This window comes from Pseudomonas sp. B5(2017), assembly GCF_002112825.1.
Lineage (GTDB): Bacteria > Pseudomonadota > Gammaproteobacteria > Pseudomonadales > Pseudomonadaceae > Aquipseudomonas > Aquipseudomonas putida_Z.
The window spans coordinates 286,938-304,745 of sequence record NZ_NEIR01000006.1; the positions used below are offsets into that span (position 1 = coordinate 286,938).

The following is a 17,808-nucleotide window of genomic DNA, read 5'->3' on the forward strand; positions in this document are numbered from 1 at the left end:
CCTACAAGGATTCGCCTTGAGTTGCGCGGTCCCCTGTAGGAGCGGCCTTGTGTCGCGATGGGCTGCAAGGCAGCCCCTACGGTGCTGGCACCAGACGCAAGGTACTCTGCGCCGGAATCACCCCCATCTGCGCCTTCTGGTACTGCCCCTGCACATACCCTTCGGCCTGATCCGCAAAATGCCTGTCGAACGGCACGCCACTCTGCCCGACCGGGTTGGTGGTCAGCGCCTGCCCGGCATCGGCAAAGTCGACCAGCCGCCGCGTCGACGGCCCATAGGTCACCGGCCATGGCGCCGGGCCGATCTTCGCCGAGAGGTTGTTCGGCACTTCATGGGTGCCCGGTGCGGCGAATGGGCCGACGTTGAACAGCAGGTTCAGCGGCTTTTTAACCCCCAGCGGGTGGTTGTGGGTCAGGGTATGGGCCTTGCCCCACTGCCAGCTGGCCGGGTCACTACCCAAGGTCTCCCGCAGGTGCTTCAAGCTGTTCTGCCACGCCGTGCGCACCACGGCGGTACGGTCGGTGCGCTGGTTGGCTCCGCGGGTGTTCCACCACGGCGAATCGGCATCCGCCGCCAGGCGCGGCAGGGCTGCGTCGATGGCGCGGGTGCTGATCAGCACCGGGAACCAGGTGTCGCCCAGCTCGTCATGCAGGGCCGCGAATGCCAGCTCGTAGAGGAACTGGTTGAACAGCGTGGCACTGGTCGAGTCGAGCGGGTAGTCGCCGCTCCAGGCTGCCAGTTGCTCGACCAGTTCCTTCTCTTCGTCACCTTCGGCCACTGCGCGCAGCGTTGCCAGCAGTGGTGCAAGGGTGCGCGGGCCATGGTCGCTGGCAGTGTCCAGCTGCAGCGCCTGGCTGTTTTGGGTATCCCACTTCACCTCGGCGTTGGCCAGGTGGCGGTCGAGCTGGCGGCCTCGGTCCGGCAGGTTGTAGTAACCGGGTATCGGCACCGCGGCCGGAGGCTGGTAGTTGGCCGAGACAATGTAGCCGCGCGCCGGGTTCTCCTGCTGCGGGTTGACGCTGAAGGGATAGAAGCCGAGCTTGTCGGCCTGCGCACTGGCACCGTCAAGGATGAACGCGGGGTCGACGCCGTCGGGACGGATCGGCAACTGCGCCGCCGCCCACCAGCCGATATCGCCACGGGCATTGGCCCACACCAGGTTCAGCCCCGGCGCATGCACCTTGGCCGCGGCCTCGCGCATCTTGCCCAGGGTATCGGCGCGGTTGAGCTGGTAGAAGCCGTCGATGATCGGGTTTTCGGTCTCCAGGAACGCCCACCACATGGCGATTGGCGTGGGCCCGGCAGTGGCGCCCAGCACGTCGTTGACGATCGGGCCATGGGGCGAGCGGCGCAGGCTGAGGGTGACCGGTGCTTCGCCTTTGACGGCAATCTGTTGCTCGGTCTTTTCCAGCGCCTGCCATTTGCCATCGACCATCACCTGGTTGGCGTCGGCCGGGTTGGTGCGCTCGGCGATCAGGTCGACGTCGTCGTTCTGGAACATGGTCAGGCTCCAGCCGAAGTCGCGGTTGTGACCGAGCAGGGCGAACGGGTTGAGCGCTTGGAAGTAGCCATACAGGTTGAAGCCCGGCGCCGACAGCTCGGCCTCGTACCACACCGCCGGCACCGCAAAACCGATGTGCGGGTCGCCGGCCAGCAGCGGCCTGCCGCTGCGGGTGCGGCTGCCGGCCACGGCCCAGGCGTTGCTGCCCTCGAATTGCGGGATGCCCGCATCGCCCAGCGCGTCATGGCTGAGGCGGGCGAGGGCCTCCAGGCTTTGCCAGTCGGCAGCGGCTAGCGGTGTACTCAAGGCGCCCTCGGGCTGCCAGGCGAGATCGAAGATGTTCAGGTACTCAGGGCCCAGCTGGTCGCGGATGTAGGTCAGCGCGGGCTCGGTGCGAAACGCGGCGGCAAAGCTGTAGGCCAGGTAGCCGGCGATGCTCAGGGTGTCTTCGGCGCTGAATGGGCGCGGGGTAATGCCGAGCAGGTCGAATTCCATGGGCTTGGGGTGGCTGGCCTGCCAGCTGTTCACTCCGTCGAGGTAGGCTTGCAGGGCTTGCCAGGCGGGCGATTGCCGGTCCTGACGCTTGGCCATCAGTGCTGCCTGTTCGCGTATGCGCAGGCTGCGGAACAGGGTGTCGGTGGGCAGCAGCTTGTCGCCCAGCACCTCGGCCAGCTCACCCCGGGCCAGGCGGCGCAGGATCTCCATCTGGAACAGCCGGTCCTGGGCATGCACGTAACCGAGGGCACGGTACAGGTCCGGCTCGCTCTGCGCCTGCAGGTGCGGCACGCCGCGGGCATCGTAGCGCACGCTGACCGGCGCCTGCAGGCCGGCAATGGCCACCTCGCCCTCGCGTTGCGGCAGCTTGCCCTGCACGTACCAGTATCCGGCGCCGGCGGCCACGGCAACCACCACGGCCAACAGGGTCAGGCTGCGCTTCATGCAGGCTCCTTGTGCGTTCAAGCGAAAAATGTGGTCCGATGATCGGCGGATTCGCGAACAGAGCATAGCCCCAGGAAGGAGTTTCCATGTCCCTCAGCGAAAAACAGAAAATGCTTACAGGCCAGCTCTATCACGCTGGCTGCCCCGAGCTGCAGGCCGAGCAGATCGCCAACAAGCACTGGATGCACCGCTACAACAGCAGTGTCGAATTGCTCAACGACGCACGTCATGGGCTCCTGGTAGAGCACTTTGGCCAAGTCGGTGAAGGCGCGGTGATCCGCCCGCCGTTCTATTGCGACTATGGCTACAACATCAGCGTCGGCCGTAACACCTTCATGAATTTCAACTGCGTGATCCTCGATGTGCTGCCGGTGCATATTGGTGATGACTGCCAGATCGGCCCCAACGTGCAAATCTATACCGCCGACCACCCGCTCGACCCCGAGGTGCGCCGCACTGGGCTGGAGAGTGGCCGGCCGGTGACCATCGGCAACAACGTGTGGATCGGCGGCGCGGCGATCATCCTGCCGGGGGTGACCATTGGCGATAACGCCGTGGTGGGTGCCGGTAGTGTGGTCACCCGTGACGTGCCGGCAGGCGCGGTGGTGGTGGGCAACCCTGCGCGGGTGCGTCAGCCGGCCCAGGGGCAGTAGCAGCCCACCGCCAGGGTATTGGAGGCACTCACCTGGCGGCCGTCGAGTAGCGCTTTGAGGATCGGCTCGATGAAGCTGTTGCTGGCATTGCACACGGCGCCTTCGCTGTAGGGGCCGAAGTAGGCCAGGTGGCCTTGCCGGTCCCAGATGGCCACGGCCGGAGAGGCGGGCAGGTGTTCGCTGCCGGGCACGCTGGCGAGTGGCTTGAGGGCGGTGAGGTTGGCGGGCAGCTGGCCGTGGCTGTCGGGCTTTTGCAGTACGTGGAAGGTCACGCCCTGGCTGGCGAACTGGTTGACCAGGTCGCCCAAGTGCTGCTGGTTGCCGACGTTGCACGGGCAGGCCGGGTCCCAGAAATGCACTACCCGGATCGGGCCGGGGCCGGCCAGCTCGGGGGGCAACTGCAGCTGGCTGCCGTCGAACAGCGTGGCCTGGTTGTCGAACGGGCGCAGGTAGCGGGCCTGGAAGGTGGTGTAGGCCTGCCAGAGGATGATGGCGCCGACGATGAGGACGAGAGCCATGCACAGTGGTTTGATGATCCGAGTCTTCATGAAGGTTCCGCGGCCCCCTGTAGGAGCGGCCTTGCGTCGCGATGGGGTGCGAAGCGCCCCCAGGATTTGTGCCCCACGCTGAGATTGCCGGGGCCGCTGTGCGGCCCTATCGCGACACAAGGCCGCTCCTACAGGGGATCGGTGGTTGATGTTCGATGGTGAGCAAGCTTGCCATGGCGCGGGCCAGAGCTGAATATCCCAGATCAATACTTGCTTCACTGTGGATGTACCCAATGCCCGCTGCCTTTCACCCCGACCTCCTGCGCACCAGCCTGGCGCCGTTGACCGTTCGCCAGCCGTTGTCGGTGCAGGCGCAGGACTACCAGCGCTTCTATGGCCTGAACCTGTCGGCCCACAGCTGGCTGGGCGGCTTCCAGGCCGCAGGCTTCGAGCTGGTCGGGCAGGCCTGGCTACCCGAGCAGCCGAGCGCGACGCTGTTCCTGCTGCACGGCTATTACGACCATATGGGCCTCTACCGGCATGTGATCGATTGGGCGCTCAAACAGGGTTTCGCCGTGATCAGTTGCGACCTGCCCGGCCATGGCCTGTCCAGCGGCGAGCGGGCCAGCATCAGTGATTTCGCGGTTTACCAGCAAGTGCTGGAGGCTTTGTTCGAACAGGCGCGCACGCTGCAACTGCCGCGCCCCTGGCACCTTTGCGGGCAAAGCACCGGTGGCGCCATCGCCGTGGACCACCTGTTGTACCAGGGCGCGCGCAGCCCCATCGATGGTCAGGTCATCCTGTTGGCGCCGCTGGTGCGGCCCTGTGCCTGGCGCTGGTCGAAGCTGAGCTATCACGTGTTGCGTCACTTCGTGAATGGCATCGAGCGGCGCTTCAGCGAGAACACCAATGACCCGACCTTCCTGCCGTTCCTCGAAGCCGACCCGCTGCAACCGCGCCGCCTGCCAACGGCCTGGGTGGGCGCCTTGATTGCCTGGGTCAAACGCATCGAGGCCGCGCCGCGCAGCACGCGGCGGCCGTTGATCGTGCAAGGAGAGGCGGATGGCACAGTGGACTGGCCGTACAACCTCGAAGTACTCAAGGCCAAGTTCGCCGAACCGCAGATTCTGATGCTGCCCGAGGCCCGTCACCACCTGGCCAACGAGCTGCCGGGCATTCGCCAGCGCTACTTCGACTTCATCGACCAGCGCCTGGGCTGATCACTTCAGGTCGCTGCTGCTCTGGCCAACCGCCAGGCCTGCGCGAACGGCGGCCAGGGCGGCCTGGTAGTAAGCCTTGCCGTCTGGCGACTCGGCAAAGGTGGCGAACTCTTCCAGCTCGGCATCGGACAGGTCGCGATAGACATACAGCAGGGTGTTGTTGAGGTCTTCGCCGATCTGGCCCATCAGGCGCTGGCGCTGGCCGTCGAGCAGGTTCTGAGCCTGGCCGCCGCCGAACAGGCCGGGGATCATCGAGCTGAGGCTGTCGGCCGCCACGCCGGCGATGGCCAGGCTCACTTCGGCGCCGGCTTCGCGCGCCGGCAGGGCCTGGGCCAGGTGGCCGATTATCAGCAGGCGGTCATCGCTGGCCTGGATCTTTGGCAAGCCCTTGGCATTCCTGGCCAGTTCGTCCTTGCGTGTGGCCTTGAGCTCCGCAGCCACCACCTTGCGCCCCAGCGGCGACCGGAAGAAGGCCAGCGCCGGTGCCGGGTTGGCCAAGGTTGCGCGCAGCTGTGCCTGGGCGCGACGGTCCACCGCCTGGGCCTGGAAGCGCTGGTTGCTGTTGTTTACCAGCGCTTGGTACACGGCGGGTGGCAAACTGTTGCGGTAGCGTTCCTGGGCGGCGGTCAGGGCATCATTGAAATGGGCGCGCTGGTCGGGCCAGCCGGCGGCCTTGTACAGTTGATCCAGGTTGTCTGCCCAGACAGGCACGGTGCAGATCATCAGCAGAATCAGGGAAAACAGACGGCGCATTCAGGACTCCTGTCGGCAGGTGGCTATTGTCCGTGGCCGGGCGCCGGTTTGTCGAGATATCCGCGTGCTTCTCGGCCAAGTGGCGCTGTGCGCCGGCATGGCTAATGGATATGATGCGCGCCATGCACATCTCCCCTGAACACCCGATGCTTGCGGCCGTCGTCGACGATCTGGTCACCCATGGCTGGTCCCAGCAGGCGCTTTTTCTGCCTGCCGACCTGGTGCGCGCGCTCGCGGCCGAGTGCCGGCGCCGTGATGCCGAAGGCGAACTCAACCCCGCAGGGGTTGGGCGCGGTGCTGCCCAGGAGGTGCGCGAGGCCATTCGCGGCGACCAGATCCAGTGGATCGACCCTGGCCAGGCCGAGGCCTGCGACCAGTACCTGAGCGCCATGGACCAGCTGCGCCAGGCCATCAACCAGGGCCTGTTCCTCGGCCTGGAAGACTTCGAATGCCATTTTGCCTTGTACCCGCCAGGGGCGTTCTATCGCCGGCACCTGGACCGCTTCCGCGACGATGACCGGCGCATGGTGTCGGCAGTCCTGTACCTGAATGAAGGCTGGCAGCCGCAGGACGGTGGCCAGTTGCGCATGTTCCTGGCGGACGGTGTCGAGCATGATGTCGAGCCGGTGGCGGGCTGCCTGGTGGTGTTCCTGTCGGGCGAGGTGCCCCATGAGGTGCTGCCGGCAGGGCGTGAGCGGCTTTCGTTGACCGGCTGGTTCCGGCGCCGTGGCAATGACCCCTTCTGACCTGCCCAAGGTGCTGGTCAGCGCTTGCCTGCTGGGGCAGCCGGTGCGCTATGACGGCCGCGCCAGTGGCCACCCCGACCTGTTGCAGCGCTGGCAGGCCGAAGGGCGCGTGGTGCCGTTGTGCCCGGAAGTGGCCGGTGGCTTGCCGACTCCACGGCCACCTGCAGAGATACCGGGCGGGCAGGGTGGGGAGGTGCTCGACGGTGGCGCGCAGGTGCTGACGGTGGCGGGCGAGGATGTCAGTGCCGAGTTCCTGGCCGGGGCGCAGCGGGCGCTGGAGCTGGTGCACCAGCATGGCATTCGTGTGGCCGTGCTGAAGGCTGGAAGCCCTTCGTGTGGCAACCGGTTGACCTATGACGGCACGTTCAGTGGTGTGAAGGTGGCCGGGGAAGGGGTGACCACGGCATTGCTGCGGCGGGCGGGGGTGCTGGTGTTCAGCGAGCTGGAGCTGGACGAGGCACAGCAGGCTCTGGCCGGGCTTTCAGCTTAAGCCTGTTCCGGCCCTCTCGCGGGTGAACCCGCTCCCACAGGGACATCACAAGCCTTGAGGGCTGTGGAGAACTTGTGGGAGCGGGTTCACCCGCGAAGAGGCCGGTACAGGCAGCAAAAATCCTATTGCCCGGACGCAGTCTCAGGCACACCCTTGAACCACTTCTGCTCAAGCTCGGCAGTCCGCCCGCTGTCCTTGAGCCGCTGCAGTGCATTGTTCACCGCGCTCTCGAACGCCGGGTTGTCCTTCTGGAACGGGATCACCAGCTGCTTCTCGCCAAACGGCAGGCTCACATCGAGCGGGCCGTCACCTTTTGGTGATTCGCTCGACGGGGTCAGTGCGATGTCGTACTTGCCACTCTCGACACCGGGCAGTACCTCTGCCGCAGGGGCTTCGATGAACTCGGCGCGCAGGTCCAGTTCCCTGGCCAGGTCCTGGCCAAACTCGATCTCGAAACCGGTCAGGTGGTCATTTTCCTTGAATGCGTACGGCGAGTTATTCGCCTGTACGGCAATGCGCAGTTCGCCCCGGTCGGCAATTTCGTCTATCAGCTCGGCCTGAGCCAATGGCGTGATCAGTACCGCCAGCATTACTCCTATGATCGAACGCATTAAAGCCCCTTTCTCTTTGGCAGATGAATAACCTTCGCCACGGCTTTCTTCCTCGCCGTGGTCGAGCGCAGCCTATGACCTTGAAGCCTCGGCATTGTTTAACCCGGATTGAAATATTTCTGCCTGACGATGTGAACATCTGGGCAAACATATCAACTAAGGTGAACCACCGCCGCCACTGGAATACTGGCAGCGGTCAATAAGTGAATCACAGGAGAAGTGAATGAACAGCCTATTTTCGCGTGCTGCCGTTGCTGGTCTGTTGATGGGAGCGTCAATGTTCGCCAGTGCCGCAGATGCCCTGAAGAGCCAGGAGCCGCCCAAGGATGCCAAGGTCTTCATCGTTTCCCCCGCCGATGGCGCCACGGTCGACAAGACCTTCACCGTCAAGTTCGGCATCGAGGGCATGGCGCTCAAGCCTGCGGGCGACAGCACCCCGCACACCGGGCACCACCACCTGCTGGTGGATGTGGATAAAGAGCCGGTGGCCGACATGGCGCTGCCATCCAGCCTGATGCCACAGGCCGGCACCGCGCTGCCGGATGGCCCGCAAGTGCTGCACTTCGGCAAGGCGCAGACCGAGACCAGCATTACCCTCACCCCGGGCAAGCACACCCTGCAGCTGGTGCTGGGTGACCAGTATCACGTGCCGTTCAAGCCGAGCGTCGTGTCGCAGAAGATTACTGTCGACGTGAAATAGGTGTCGGGTTCTTCGCGGGCTCGCCCGCTCCCACATGATCACCACTGGCTTCAAGGCTGGTGTGGACCCTGTGGGAGCGGGCAAGCCCGTGAAGCAGGCGACACCAATGTCACAGGCAAAAAAAGGGAGGCCACCAGGGCCTCCCTTTTTCATGCCGCCAGCGAACTTAGAACAGGACGCGGGAACGGATGGTGCCCTTGACCTGTTGCAGCTTCTCTTGCGCCAGGTCGGAGTACTCGGCGTCAACGTCGATCACCACGTAACCGACTTTCTCGTTGGTCTGCAGGAACTGACCGGAGATGTTGATGCCGTTCTCGGCGAAGACCTTGTTGATCTCGCTGAGCACGCCAGGGATGTTTTCGTGGATGTGCAGCAGGCGGTGCTTGCCTGGGTGCGCCGGCAGGGCAACTTCCGGGAAGTTGACCGAGGATACCGAGGTACCGTTGTCGCTGTACTTGACCAGTTTCTCGGCCACTTCCAGGCCGATGTTGGCCTGGGCTTCGGCAGTGGAACCACCGATGTGCGGGGTCAGGATCACGTTGTCCAGGCCACGCAGCGGGCTTTCGAACTGCTCGTCGTTGGAGCGCGGCTCCACCGGGAACACGTCGATGGCGGCGCCGATCAGGTGCTGGTCCTTGATGGCGGCGGCCAGGTGGTCGAGCTCGACCACGGTGCCGCGTGCGGCGTTGATCAGGATCGCGCCCTTCTTCATCGCGCGGATTTCCTTCTCGCCGATCATCCACTGGGTGGACGGCAGCTCAGGCACGTGCAGCGAAACGATGTCGGCCAGGCCCAGCAGCTCGTTCAGGCTGGTGACCTGCACGGCGTTGCCCAGTGGCAGCTTGGTCAGCGGGTCGTAGAAATACACCTGCATGCCCATGTTCTCGGCCAGGACCGACAGCTGGGTGCCGATCGAGCCGTAACCGACGATACCCAGCTTCTTGCCGCGGATTTCGAAGGAGTTGGCCGCGCTCTTGATCCAGCCGCCACGGTGGCAGGAAGCGTTCTTCTCGGGGATGCCGCGCAGCAGCAGGATGGCTTCGGCCAGTACCAGTTCGGCTACCGAACGGGTGTTGGAGTATGGCGCGTTGAACACGGCGATACCGCGCTCGCGGGCAGCTTCCAGGTCGACCTGGTTGGTGCCGATGCAGAAGCAGCCAACGGCGACCAGTTTCTTGGCGCAGTCGAAGATCTCTTCGGTCAGCTGGGTGCGCGAACGGATGCCGATGAAGTGGGCGTCGGCGATCTTTTCCTTCAGCTCGGCTTCCGGCAGCGAACCAGTGAGGTATTCGATGTTGGTGTAGCCGGCGGCCTTGAGGGTATCGACCGCGTTCTGGTGCACACCTTCAAGAAGAAGGAACCGGATCTTGCTCTTGTCGAGAGAAGTCTTGCTCATCTGCGTAAACCTGTATCCCGGAGAAAAAATGGCGAGGGTGATGCCAGGCGCAAAGGCAGCCTTAGCATGAACAGCGGGAGGGCTATGCTAGCATACGCGACACAATCTGAGCTTATCCCGACAGGTGAAGAGTGCTCAGGGTGACTATGAATAAGTCGAGAGTTCCAGCGATGACTCACCCCGCTGTTATTGATGAACTGATGACCCTTGTCGACCCTGGCAAGGTCCTGACCGACGCAGCTTCCCTGGAAGCCTATGGCAAGGACTGGACCAAGCATTACCCACCGGCGCCCAGCGCCATCGTCTTCCCCAAGACGGTGGAGCAGGTGCAGGCGATCGTGCGCTGGGCCAACACGCACAAGGTGGCGCTGGTGCCGTCGGGCGGGCGTACCGGGCTTTCCGCAGGCGCCGTGGCGGCCAATGGCGAAGTGGTGGTCGCCTTCGACTACATGAACCAGATTCTCGGCTTCAATGCCTTCGACCGCACCGTGGTCTGCCAGCCAGGGGTGATTACCCGCCAGTTGCAGGCCTACGCCGAAGAACAGGGCCTGTATTACCCGGTGGACTTCGCTTCCAGCGGTTCCAGCCAGATTGGCGGCAATATCGGCACCAATGCCGGCGGAATCAAGGTGATTCGCTACGGCATGACCCGCAACTGGGTGGCCGGGCTGAAAGTGGTCACCGGCAAGGGTGAGCTGCTGGAGCTGAACAAGGACCTGATCAAGAACGCCACCGGCTACGACCTGCGCCAGCTGTTCATCGGTGCCGAAGGTACCCTGGGCTTTGTGGTCGAGGCCACCATGCGTCTGGACCGTGCGCCGCGCAACCTCACCGCGATGGTGCTGGGGACCCCGGATTTCGACTCGATCATGCCGGTGCTGCATGCCTTCCAGGGCAAGCTGGACCTGACCGCCTTCGAGTTCTTTTCCGACAAGGGCCTGGCCAAGATCCTGGCGCGTGGCGATGTGCCGGCGCCGTTCGAGACCGACTGCCCGTTCTATGCGCTGCTGGAATTCGAGGCCAGCACCGAGGAGGTGGCCAACGAAGCCCTGGCCACCTTCGAGCACTGCGTCGAGCAAGGCTGGGTGCTGGACGGGGTGATGAGCCAGAGCGAGACCCAGCTGAAAAACCTGTGGAAACTGCGCGAGTACCTGTCGGAAACAATCTCGCACTGGACCCCGTACAAGAACGACATTTCTGTCACGGTATCGAAAGTGCCATCGTTCCTGCGCGATATAGATGCCATCGTCGCCGAACATTACCCGGATTACGAAGTGGTGTGGTACGGCCACATCGGCGACGGCAACCTGCACCTGAACATCCTCAAGCCCGAGCACATGAGCAAGGATGACTTCTTCGCTTCGTGCACCAAGGTCAACAAGTGGGTGTTCGATATCGTCAAGCGCTACAACGGCTCGATCTCGGCCGAGCACGGCGTGGGCATGACCAAGCGAGACTACCTGGGCTACAGCCGCTCGCCCGAAGAAATCGCCTGCATGAAGGCAATAAAGGCCGTGTTCGACCCTAACGGCATCATGAATCCGGGTAAGATCTTCGCACCTGAATAGAAAGCAGTATCCAGAGGAGTCGGCCATGAGTTACCAGCACCAGTACGTAGACGGCACACGCATTCACTTCCCGCTGGGCAAGGTGGTGTGCATCGGCCGTAACTATGCCGAGCATGCCAAGGAGCTGGACAACCCGATCCCCACCGAACCGCTGCTGTTCATCAAGCCGGGCAGCTGCGTGGTGCCGGCCGAGGGCGGCTTCAAGATTCCGGTCGAGCGTGGCTCGGTGCACTATGAGGCGGAAATTGCCGTGCTGCTGGGCAAGCCGCTGTCGACTCATCCGAGCGAGGAAGAGGTGCTGGACGCCATTTCCGGTTACGCCCCGGCGCTGGACCTGACCCTGCGCGATGTGCAGGCCAAGCTGAAGGAAAAAGGCCTGCCATGGGAGTTGGCCAAGTGCTTCGACGGCGCCTGCGTACTGCCGCCGTTCGTGTCAGCCGCCAGCTTCGAGGACGTGACCGACATCCCGGTGCGCCTGACCGTCAACGGCGAAGTTCGCCAGGACGGTAACAGCGCGATGATGCTGAACCCGATCGTGCCGATGATTCAGTACATGGCCGCGCATTTCTCGCTGCAGGCGGGGGATGTGATCCTTACCGGCACCCCGGCGGGCGTGGGGCCGTTCAATGTCGGTGACGAACTGGTGCTGGAGCTGCCGGGTGTGAGCCGCTTCGAAAGCCGGGTGCTCTGACTCGAAACCGCGTCGCCTTCTTCGCGGGTAAACCCGCTCCCACAGGAATATCACAAGCTTCAAACCTGTGGAGAACCCTGTGGGAGCGGGTTCACCCGCGAAGAGGCCGGTCCTGTTTACCGATTTTTCACACCTGATCCGGATAATGCGCGAACCTACGCCCATTTCCCCAGGACCCCTGCATGCCATCTCCCTCCAGCGCCCCGGCAACCCCCAAGCGTCGTTTCTTCCTGCGCTGGCCCTTCGGCCTGGCCGCGGCGGCGGTAATTGGCTATGGCGTGGCCGTGGCCATGCACTGGGATGACCGCGGCGCGTTGTGGGTCAAGGAAAGCTTCGAAAGCACCGCCGAGCGCAGCGAAAGCGTGTGGCTGCCGGACTACCAGGTCGACATCGATGCCAAGCCGCTGCCGGGCATGGACGACGATGAAGCTTCGGATGTGGCCTTCAACCCGCGTACCCGCACCCTGTTCGCAGTCATGGGCAAGAACCCGATCCTGGTCGAACTGAGCCTGGATGGCGATGTACTGCGCAAGATCCCCCTCAACGGCTGGAACAATCCGGAAGGCGTCGCCGTGTTGGAAGACGGCTTCCTGGCAATCACCGATGAGCGCCTGCACGACCTGACCGTGGTCAAGGTGGATGCGCAGACCACCTCGTTGAACCATGATGATTTCCAGAGCCACGACCTGGGCCAGTCGGTGAAGAGCAACAAGGGCTTCGAGGCGGTGGCCTGGGACCCGCTGCGCCAGCGCCTGGTCATCGGCGAGGAGCGCCCGCCAAGGCTGTACACCTGGAACACCGATGGCCGCAGCCCGCTCACGGGCGAAAAGCAGCCGTTGCCCAACGATGAACTGGACCTGCGCAACCTCTCGGCGCTGGGCGTCGACCCGCGTACCGGCCACCTGCTGGCGTTGTCGGCCGATTCCAACATGCTGCTGGAGCTGGACGAGCAGGGTCAGCAGGTCAGCTTCATGACCTTGCTCGGCGGTTTCAACGGCCTGCAGGACACCATTCCGCGTGCCGAAGGGGTGGCCATGGACGACAAGGGCAACCTGTACATGGTCAGCGAGCCGGCCCTGTTCTATCGCTTCAGAAAGAACTGAGCCCAACATCCGACTTTTCGGATGCTGGCATTAAGCTTTACTTCAGTTGTTCATGGTTAGATTCGCCACCCCTATGTCGAGTCTGCCCTCATGCGCCGTTTCGTTCGCCTGTTCCTTGTCCTGGCCGCCATCGGCCTGCTCCTGCTCGGCCTGGCCGGGCAGGAGTTCCGCCTGTTCGAGCGTGGCTGGTTCAACCTCAAGGCCTGGTGGCAGCCCGCCGAGCAGAGCATCGGCCTGGACCGCTACCGGGTGGTGGTGGAGGCGCAGCCGGTCGAAGGGCTGGATGACGACATATCGGCGCTGACCTACGACCCCGACCGCAAGACCCTGTTTACCGTCACCAATGCCCGCTCGGAGCTGATCGAGCTGTCGCTGGACGGCCGCATCCTGCGCCGGGTGCCGCTGACCGGCTTCGGCGACCCGGAAGCCGTGGAGTACGTCGGGCCCAACAGCTATGTGATCACCGACGAGCGTCAGCAGCGGCTGATTCGCGTGCGCCTGGAGGACGACACGATGTTCCTCGATGCCGGCGATGCCGAGCAGCTGACCCTGGGCATTGGCCTGAACGGCAACAAGGGCTTCGAGGGGCTGGCTTACGATTCGGCGGGCAAGCGCCTGTTCGTGGCCAAGGAGCGTGACCCAATGCTGATCTACGAGGTGCATGGCTTCCCGCACGACAATCCTGAACAACCCTATGCGGTGCATGTGGTGCAGGACCGCAAGCGCGATTCGCGGCTGTTCGTGCGGGACCTGTCGAGCTTGCAGTTCGATGAGCGCAGCGGGCACCTGCTGGCGCTGTCGGACGAGTCGCGGCTGGTGCTGGAGCTGGATGTGGAGGGCCGGCCGCTGAGTACCTTGTCGTTGCGCAAGGGGTTCCAGGGGTTGCAGGCGACGGTGCCGCAGGCGGAGGGGATTGCGATGGATGAGGCAGGGACCATCTATCTGGTCAGTGAGCCGAACCTGTTCTATGTGTTCAAACAGCCAGCGGAGTGAGCAGGTGGGGCTGCTTTGCAGCCCATCGCGACACAAGGCCGCTCCTACAGGAAATCGCGTACCCCTGTAGGAGCGGCCTTGTGTCGCGAAACGAGGGCGAAGCCCTCGCAGAAGGTTACTCGGCCTTGAGGCTCTTCACGCCCTCAGAGGTACCCAGCAGCAGCAAATCTGCCGGACGCGCCGCGAACAGGCCGTTGGTCACCACGCCAACGATGGCGTTGATCTGCGCTTCCAGCTCCACCGGGTTGGTGATTTGCAGGTTGTGCACATCGAGGATCACGTTGCCGTTGTCGGTAACCACGCCCTCACGGTACACCGGGTCACCACCCAGCTTGACCAGTTGGCGCGCCACGTGGCTGCGGGCCATCGGGATCACTTCGACCGGCAGCGGGAAGGCGCCCAGCACCGGTACCAGCTTGCTGGCGTCGGCGATGCAGATGAAGGTCTTGGCCACGGCGGCGACGATCTTTTCGCGGGTCAGGGCTGCGCCGCCGCCCTTGATCAGGTTCAGGTGCGCGTCGCTCTCGTCGGCGCCGTCCACGTAGAACTCCAGTTCGCTGACGCTGTTCAGCTCGTAGACCGGGATGCCATGGCCCTTCAGACGCTGGGCAGTGGCTTCGGAGCTGGCGACCGCGCCGTCGAAGGCGGTCTTGTGCTGAGCCAGGGCGTCGATGAAGAAGTTGGCGGTCGAACCGGTGCCGACGCCGACGACGCTCTTTTCATCCAGCTTGGGCAGAATGAAGTCGACAGCGGCCTGGGCGACGGCCTGTTTGAGTTGGTCCTGGGTCATGCGGGCTCCGAGAGGGGCAGGGCGGTTTTGAAAGGAGCCTAGTATAACGGCTCGGGCGGCTTTGCTGTGGTCGCCCGACGTAGCGCTGGGGTAGACTCCCAGCCCTTGTCCCGCGGCCCAGTGATGCATTCCCGATGCTCGAACAGTACGTCAAGAAGATCCTCACCTCGCGCGTCTACGACGTTGCGGTCGAAACCCCGCTGCAGAGCGCCGGGCAGCTGAGCAAGCGCCTGGGCAACCAGATTCTGCTCAAGCGCGAAGACCTGCAGCCGGTGTTCTCGTTCAAGATCCGCGGGGCCTACAACAAGCTGGCCCAACTGACCCCGGAAGAACTGGCCCGTGGCGTGGTCACCGCCTCGGCCGGCAACCACGCCCAGGGCCTGGCCCTGGCTGCGCGCGAGATGGGCATCAAGGCCACTATCGTGATGCCCAAGACCACCCCGGAAATCAAGGTCGAAGGCGTGCGTTCGCGGGGCGGCAAGGTGGTGCTGCATGGCGACTCGTTCCCCGAGGCGCTGGCCTATTCGCTGAAACTGGTCGATGAAAAGGGCTTCGTCTACGTGCACCCCTACGACGACCCGCACACCATCGCCGGGCAGGGCACCGTGGCCATGGAGATCCTGCGCCAGCACCCAGGCCAGCTGGACGCGATCTTCGTGCCGGTGGGTGGCGGCGGCCTGATCGCCGGCATTGCTGCCTACGTGAAGTACCTGCGCCCGGAAATCAAGGTGATTGGCGTCGAGCCGGACGACTCCAACTGCCTGCAGGCGGCCATGGCGGCCGGCGAGCGCGTGGTGCTGCCGCAGGTCGGGCTGTTCGCCGACGGCGTGGCGGTGGCGCAGATCGGTCAGCACACCTTCGATATCTGCCGCCATCATGTGGATGAAGTGGTCACCGTCAGTACCGACGAGATCTGCGCGGCTATCAAGGATATCTACGATGATACCCGCTCGATCACCGAACCTGCCGGTGCCCTTGGCGTGGCGGGCATCAAGAAGTACGTCGAGTTGTACGGTGTGGCCGGGCAGACCCTGGTGGCCATCGACTCCGGTGCCAACGTCAACTTCGACCGCCTGCGCCATGTGGCCGAGCGTGCCGAGCTGGGCGAAAAGCGCGAAGCGATCATCGCCGTGACCATCCCTGAGCGCCCGGGCAGCTTCAAGGCCTTCTGCGAGGCTATCGGCAAGCGCCAGATCACCGAATTCAACTACCGCAAGCACACCTCCGACGAGGCGCATATATTCGTCGGCGTGCAGACCCACCCGGAAAACGACCCGCGTGCGGCACTGGTACAGCAACTGACCGAGCAGGGCTTCCCGGTTACCGACCTGACCGACAACGAGCTGGCCAAGCTGCATATTCGCCACATGGTCGGTGGCCATTCGGCCGGTGCCAGTGACGAGATGGTGCTGCGCTTCGAGTTCCCCGAGCGGCCGGGGGCGCTGTTCAACTTCCTCAACAAGCTGGGCGGGCGCTGGAACATCTCGATGTTCCATTACCGCAACCATGGTGCCGCTGACGGGCGCGTGGTGGCGGGGTTGCAGGTGCCGGAGGACGAGCGCCACCTGGTGCCGGCGGCGCTGGCGAAGATCGGCTACCCGTACTGGGACGAGACTGACAACCCGGCTTACAAGCTGTTCCTGGGCTGAGCGGCTAAGCTAAGCCAGAAATCTCGCTTTTTGTAGGAGCGGCCTTGTGTCGCGATGGGCCGCAAGGCGGCCCCGGCAATGTGTGATGATGGCCGAGATCCCGGGGCCGCTTTGCGGCCCTTTCGCGACACAAGGCCGCTCCTACAAGGGTTAGGGGCTGCTGCATAAATGGCCTGACAAAGGACAATTCGGACATGGAACACCTGACCACCCTCAAGACCCTGCACATCCTCGCCACCGCGCTCCTGCTGCTGGGTGCTCTGGGCCTGGCGCTCTGGACCGTGCGCGCCCGCCGCCAGGGCGATGCCGAGGCCTACGCCAAGCTGCTGCGTCGGCCCCTGGTGTTCGTCTGGCTGGTGATGGGCCTGTGCCTGGTGAGCATGCCGTTCACCGGCTGGTGGCTGGTGCACCTGGTGGGCTGGCCGCTGGGGCAGACTTGGGTGCTGGCGTCCAGCGTCATCTATACGCTGGGCGCGTTTGCCGTGTGGTGGCTGCTGGTGCGGTTGAACCGGCTGCGCAAGGCCGAGGTGGTGGGGTTGCGCTTTACCCTGGCACTGGCGGTGTTCAGTGGGGTTTGCTTCCTGTCCATCGCCGGGCTGATGGGGGCCAAGCCGGTCTGACAGCTTTGTGCTGTATGTGCTGGCCTCTTCGCGGGTAAACCCGCTCCTACAGGGTCTGAGCAAGGCTTGAGGGCTGTGCAGTACCTGTGGGAGCGGGTTTACCCGCGAAGAGGCTGGCACAGTAAAACCTCAATCCCGCAGCGAAACCACAGGCCACCCGCGCATCTCGGCCTCCGCCCGCAGCTTCGGGTCGGGGTCCACCGCCACCGCATGCGCCACTCGCTGCAACAACGGCAAATCGTTCATCGAGTCGCTATAGAAATAGCTGTCCTCAAGATCGAAGCCGTTCTCCAGCATCCAGCGTTCCAGCCGCGTCACCTTGCCTTCACGGAAACACGGTATATCGGTACTACGCCCGGTATAGCGGCCATCACGCATCTCGCATTCGGTCGCCAGCAACACGCGAACCCCCAGGCGCCGGGCAATCGGTGCGGTGACGAAGCGGTTGGTGGCGGTGATGATCACCAGCTGGTCGCCGGCCTCGCGGTGCTGCTGCAGCAAGCTCAGCGCCTTGGGCAGGATGATCGGCTCGATGCAGTCGCGCATGAAGTCGCGGTGCCATTCGTCGAGCCGGGCTACCGGTGTTGCCGCAAGGATTTCCATGGAAAAGGCCAGGTAGGCCTGCAGGTCCAGGGTGCCGTTCAGGTATTCCTGATAGAAGCCATCGTTGCGTTGCTTGTAGGTAACCGGGTCGAGGATGCCGCGCTGGCAAAGGTAGTCACCCCAGGCATGGTCGCTGTCGCCACCGAGGAGGGTATTGTCCAGGTCGAATAAAGCCAGGCGCATCGCGGTCACTCGCATAAGCCACAGGGTAGGCCCGCAGAATACGGAGTTTTCACGCTGCTGCACATAAGCTTGGCGGGCGCGTTGCTGCGCTCGCAAGCTTTGTGGAACAAT

Annotated in this window: 18 protein-coding genes; 11 read left to right on the forward strand and 7 right to left on the reverse strand. The window is 64.0% G+C overall.

The features are described from left to right. Nucleotides 1–76: 76 nt before the first annotated feature. Nucleotides 77–2,440 (reverse strand): penicillin acylase family protein, encoded by a 2,364-nt coding sequence (locus CAG00_RS11755; protein ID WP_085664320.1) that lies wholly within the window; start codon nt 2,438–2,440, stop codon nt 77–79. Nucleotides 2,441–2,526: 86 nt separating this feature from the next. Between CAG00_RS11755 and CAG00_RS11760 the strand changes: the two genes are divergently transcribed. After that, complete coding sequence (locus CAG00_RS11760; RefSeq protein ID WP_025341014.1) at nt 2,527–3,093, forward strand: sugar O-acetyltransferase; 567 nt, start codon at nt 2,527–2,529, stop codon at nt 3,091–3,093. On the opposite strand, the gene CAG00_RS11765 is transcribed toward CAG00_RS11760, so the two are convergent. Next, the gene (locus CAG00_RS11765) at nt 3,072–3,641 is read right to left on the reverse strand and encodes a DUF6436 domain-containing protein (RefSeq protein WP_085664321.1); all 570 of its coding nucleotides are present in this window, start codon (nt 3,639–3,641) and stop codon (nt 3,072–3,074) included. The genes CAG00_RS11760 and CAG00_RS11765 overlap by 22 nt on opposite strands. Nucleotides 3,642–3,874: 233 nt before the next feature. On the opposite strand from CAG00_RS11765, the gene CAG00_RS11770 reads away from it, so the two are divergent. Further along, nucleotides 3,875–4,801 carry an alpha/beta hydrolase gene (locus CAG00_RS11770; RefSeq protein WP_085664322.1) on the forward strand — a complete coding sequence of 309 codons (927 nt, stop codon included), beginning with the start codon at nt 3,875–3,877 and terminating at the stop codon, nt 4,799–4,801. Here the strand turns inward: CAG00_RS11770 and CAG00_RS11775 are convergent, their stop codons facing one another. After that, nucleotides 4,802–5,554, reverse strand: coding sequence for a DUF2059 domain-containing protein (locus CAG00_RS11775; protein WP_003258544.1), 753 nt, complete (start codon nt 5,552–5,554; stop codon nt 4,802–4,804). Between the two features lie 113 nt (nt 5,555–5,667). Between CAG00_RS11775 and CAG00_RS11780 the strand changes: the two genes are divergently transcribed. Continuing rightward, a complete protein-coding gene (locus CAG00_RS11780) occupies nt 5,668–6,300 on the forward strand; it encodes a 2OG-Fe(II) oxygenase (RefSeq protein ID WP_084785356.1) in 633 nt (210 codons plus the stop codon). Beyond that, entirely contained in the window at nt 6,287–6,790 is a 504-nt protein-coding gene (locus tag CAG00_RS11785; protein ID WP_085664323.1) for a DUF523 domain-containing protein, read from the forward strand. Before CAG00_RS11780 ends, CAG00_RS11785 begins: the two co-directional genes overlap by 14 nt. A gap of 122 nt (nt 6,791–6,912) precedes the next feature. Here CAG00_RS11785 and CAG00_RS11790 read toward each other — a convergent pair whose 3' ends face one another. Continuing rightward, on the reverse strand, nt 6,913–7,401 hold the full coding sequence (locus CAG00_RS11790) for an ABC transporter substrate-binding protein (protein WP_085664324.1): 489 nt from the start codon (nt 7,399–7,401) through the stop codon (nt 6,913–6,915). A gap of 223 nt (nt 7,402–7,624) precedes the next feature. Here CAG00_RS11790 and CAG00_RS11795 point away from each other — a divergent pair, with 223 nt between their 5' ends. Next, entirely contained in the window at nt 7,625–8,101 is a 477-nt protein-coding gene (locus tag CAG00_RS11795) for a DUF4399 domain-containing protein (RefSeq protein WP_025341008.1), read from the forward strand. A gap of 166 nt (nt 8,102–8,267) precedes the next feature. Here the strand turns inward: CAG00_RS11795 and serA are convergent, their stop codons facing one another. After that, a complete protein-coding gene (gene serA / locus CAG00_RS11800; RefSeq protein ID WP_085664325.1) occupies nt 8,268–9,497 on the reverse strand; it encodes a phosphoglycerate dehydrogenase in 1,230 nt (409 codons plus the stop codon). Nucleotides 9,498–9,667: 170 nt separating this feature from the next. Here serA and CAG00_RS11805 point away from each other — a divergent pair, with 170 nt between their 5' ends. From CAG00_RS11805 to CAG00_RS11820, 4 genes are all read left to right on the forward strand, one after another. Next, entirely contained in the window at nt 9,668–11,065 is a 1,398-nt protein-coding gene (locus CAG00_RS11805) for an FAD-binding oxidoreductase (protein ID WP_085664326.1), read from the forward strand. A 25-nt stretch (nt 11,066–11,090) separates the two neighbouring features. Next, complete coding sequence (locus CAG00_RS11810) at nt 11,091–11,756, forward strand: fumarylacetoacetate hydrolase family protein (protein WP_019472496.1); 666 nt, start codon at nt 11,091–11,093, stop codon at nt 11,754–11,756. A gap of 182 nt (nt 11,757–11,938) precedes the next feature. After that, nucleotides 11,939–12,859, forward strand: coding sequence for an SdiA-regulated domain-containing protein (locus CAG00_RS11815; protein ID WP_085614576.1), 921 nt, complete (start codon nt 11,939–11,941; stop codon nt 12,857–12,859). Nucleotides 12,860–12,949: 90 nt separating this feature from the next. Next, nucleotides 12,950–13,852, forward strand: coding sequence for an SdiA-regulated domain-containing protein (locus tag CAG00_RS11820; protein ID WP_085664327.1), 903 nt, complete (start codon nt 12,950–12,952; stop codon nt 13,850–13,852). Nucleotides 13,853–13,967: 115 nt separating this feature from the next. Here the strand turns inward: CAG00_RS11820 and rpiA are convergent, their stop codons facing one another. Further along, nucleotides 13,968–14,642 carry a ribose-5-phosphate isomerase RpiA gene (gene rpiA, locus CAG00_RS11825; protein ID WP_013974672.1) on the reverse strand — a complete coding sequence of 225 codons (675 nt, stop codon included), beginning with the start codon at nt 14,640–14,642 and terminating at the stop codon, nt 13,968–13,970. Nucleotides 14,643–14,776: 134 nt separating this feature from the next. Here rpiA and ilvA point away from each other — a divergent pair, with 134 nt between their 5' ends. Together ilvA and CAG00_RS11835 are read left to right on the forward strand one after the other, a co-directional pair. After that, nucleotides 14,777–16,291 (forward strand): threonine ammonia-lyase, biosynthetic, encoded by a 1,515-nt coding sequence (gene ilvA, locus CAG00_RS11830; protein WP_085664328.1) that lies wholly within the window; start codon nt 14,777–14,779, stop codon nt 16,289–16,291. Nucleotides 16,292–16,485: 194 nt separating this feature from the next. Continuing rightward, nucleotides 16,486–16,911 (forward strand): DUF2269 domain-containing protein, encoded by a 426-nt coding sequence (locus CAG00_RS11835; RefSeq protein ID WP_085592449.1) that lies wholly within the window; start codon nt 16,486–16,488, stop codon nt 16,909–16,911. A gap of 129 nt (nt 16,912–17,040) precedes the next feature. On the opposite strand, the gene CAG00_RS11840 is transcribed toward CAG00_RS11835, so the two are convergent. Beyond that, nucleotides 17,041–17,697 (reverse strand): HAD family phosphatase, encoded by a 657-nt coding sequence (locus CAG00_RS11840; protein ID WP_054573403.1) that lies wholly within the window; start codon nt 17,695–17,697, stop codon nt 17,041–17,043. Nucleotides 17,698–17,808 lie beyond the last annotated feature (111 nt).

Coding starts and splice junctions, on each gene's coding strand:
- CAG00_RS11755 (WP_085664320.1), bottom strand. CDS start 2,440: ATGAAGCGCAGCCTGACCCTGTTGGCCGTGGTGGTTGCCGTGGCCGCC.
- CAG00_RS11760 (WP_025341014.1), top strand. CDS start 2,527: ATGTCCCTCAGCGAAAAACAGAAAATGCTTACAGGCCAGCTCTATCAC.
- CAG00_RS11765 (WP_085664321.1), bottom strand. CDS start 3,641: ATGAAGACTCGGATCATCAAACCACTGTGCATGGCTCTCGTCCTCATC.
- CAG00_RS11770 (WP_085664322.1), top strand. CDS start 3,875: ATGCCCGCTGCCTTTCACCCCGACCTCCTGCGCACCAGCCTGGCGCCG.
- CAG00_RS11775 (WP_003258544.1), bottom strand. CDS start 5,554: ATGCGCCGTCTGTTTTCCCTGATTCTGCTGATGATCTGCACCGTGCCT.
- CAG00_RS11780 (WP_084785356.1), top strand. CDS start 5,668: ATGCGCGCCATGCACATCTCCCCTGAACACCCGATGCTTGCGGCCGTC.
- CAG00_RS11785 (WP_085664323.1), top strand. CDS start 6,287: ATGACCCCTTCTGACCTGCCCAAGGTGCTGGTCAGCGCTTGCCTGCTG.
- CAG00_RS11790 (WP_085664324.1), bottom strand. CDS start 7,401: ATGCGTTCGATCATAGGAGTAATGCTGGCGGTACTGATCACGCCATTG.
- CAG00_RS11795 (WP_025341008.1), top strand. CDS start 7,625: ATGAACAGCCTATTTTCGCGTGCTGCCGTTGCTGGTCTGTTGATGGGA.
- serA (WP_085664325.1), bottom strand. CDS start 9,497: ATGAGCAAGACTTCTCTCGACAAGAGCAAGATCCGGTTCCTTCTTCTT.
- CAG00_RS11805 (WP_085664326.1), top strand. CDS start 9,668: ATGACTCACCCCGCTGTTATTGATGAACTGATGACCCTTGTCGACCCT.
- CAG00_RS11810 (WP_019472496.1), top strand. CDS start 11,091: ATGAGTTACCAGCACCAGTACGTAGACGGCACACGCATTCACTTCCCG.
- CAG00_RS11815 (WP_085614576.1), top strand. CDS start 11,939: ATGCCATCTCCCTCCAGCGCCCCGGCAACCCCCAAGCGTCGTTTCTTC.
- CAG00_RS11820 (WP_085664327.1), top strand. CDS start 12,950: ATGCGCCGTTTCGTTCGCCTGTTCCTTGTCCTGGCCGCCATCGGCCTG.
- rpiA (WP_013974672.1), bottom strand. CDS start 14,642: ATGACCCAGGACCAACTCAAACAGGCCGTCGCCCAGGCCGCTGTCGAC.
- ilvA (WP_085664328.1), top strand. CDS start 14,777: ATGCTCGAACAGTACGTCAAGAAGATCCTCACCTCGCGCGTCTACGAC.
- CAG00_RS11835 (WP_085592449.1), top strand. CDS start 16,486: ATGGAACACCTGACCACCCTCAAGACCCTGCACATCCTCGCCACCGCG.
- CAG00_RS11840 (WP_054573403.1), bottom strand. CDS start 17,697: ATGCGCCTGGCTTTATTCGACCTGGACAATACCCTCCTCGGTGGCGAC.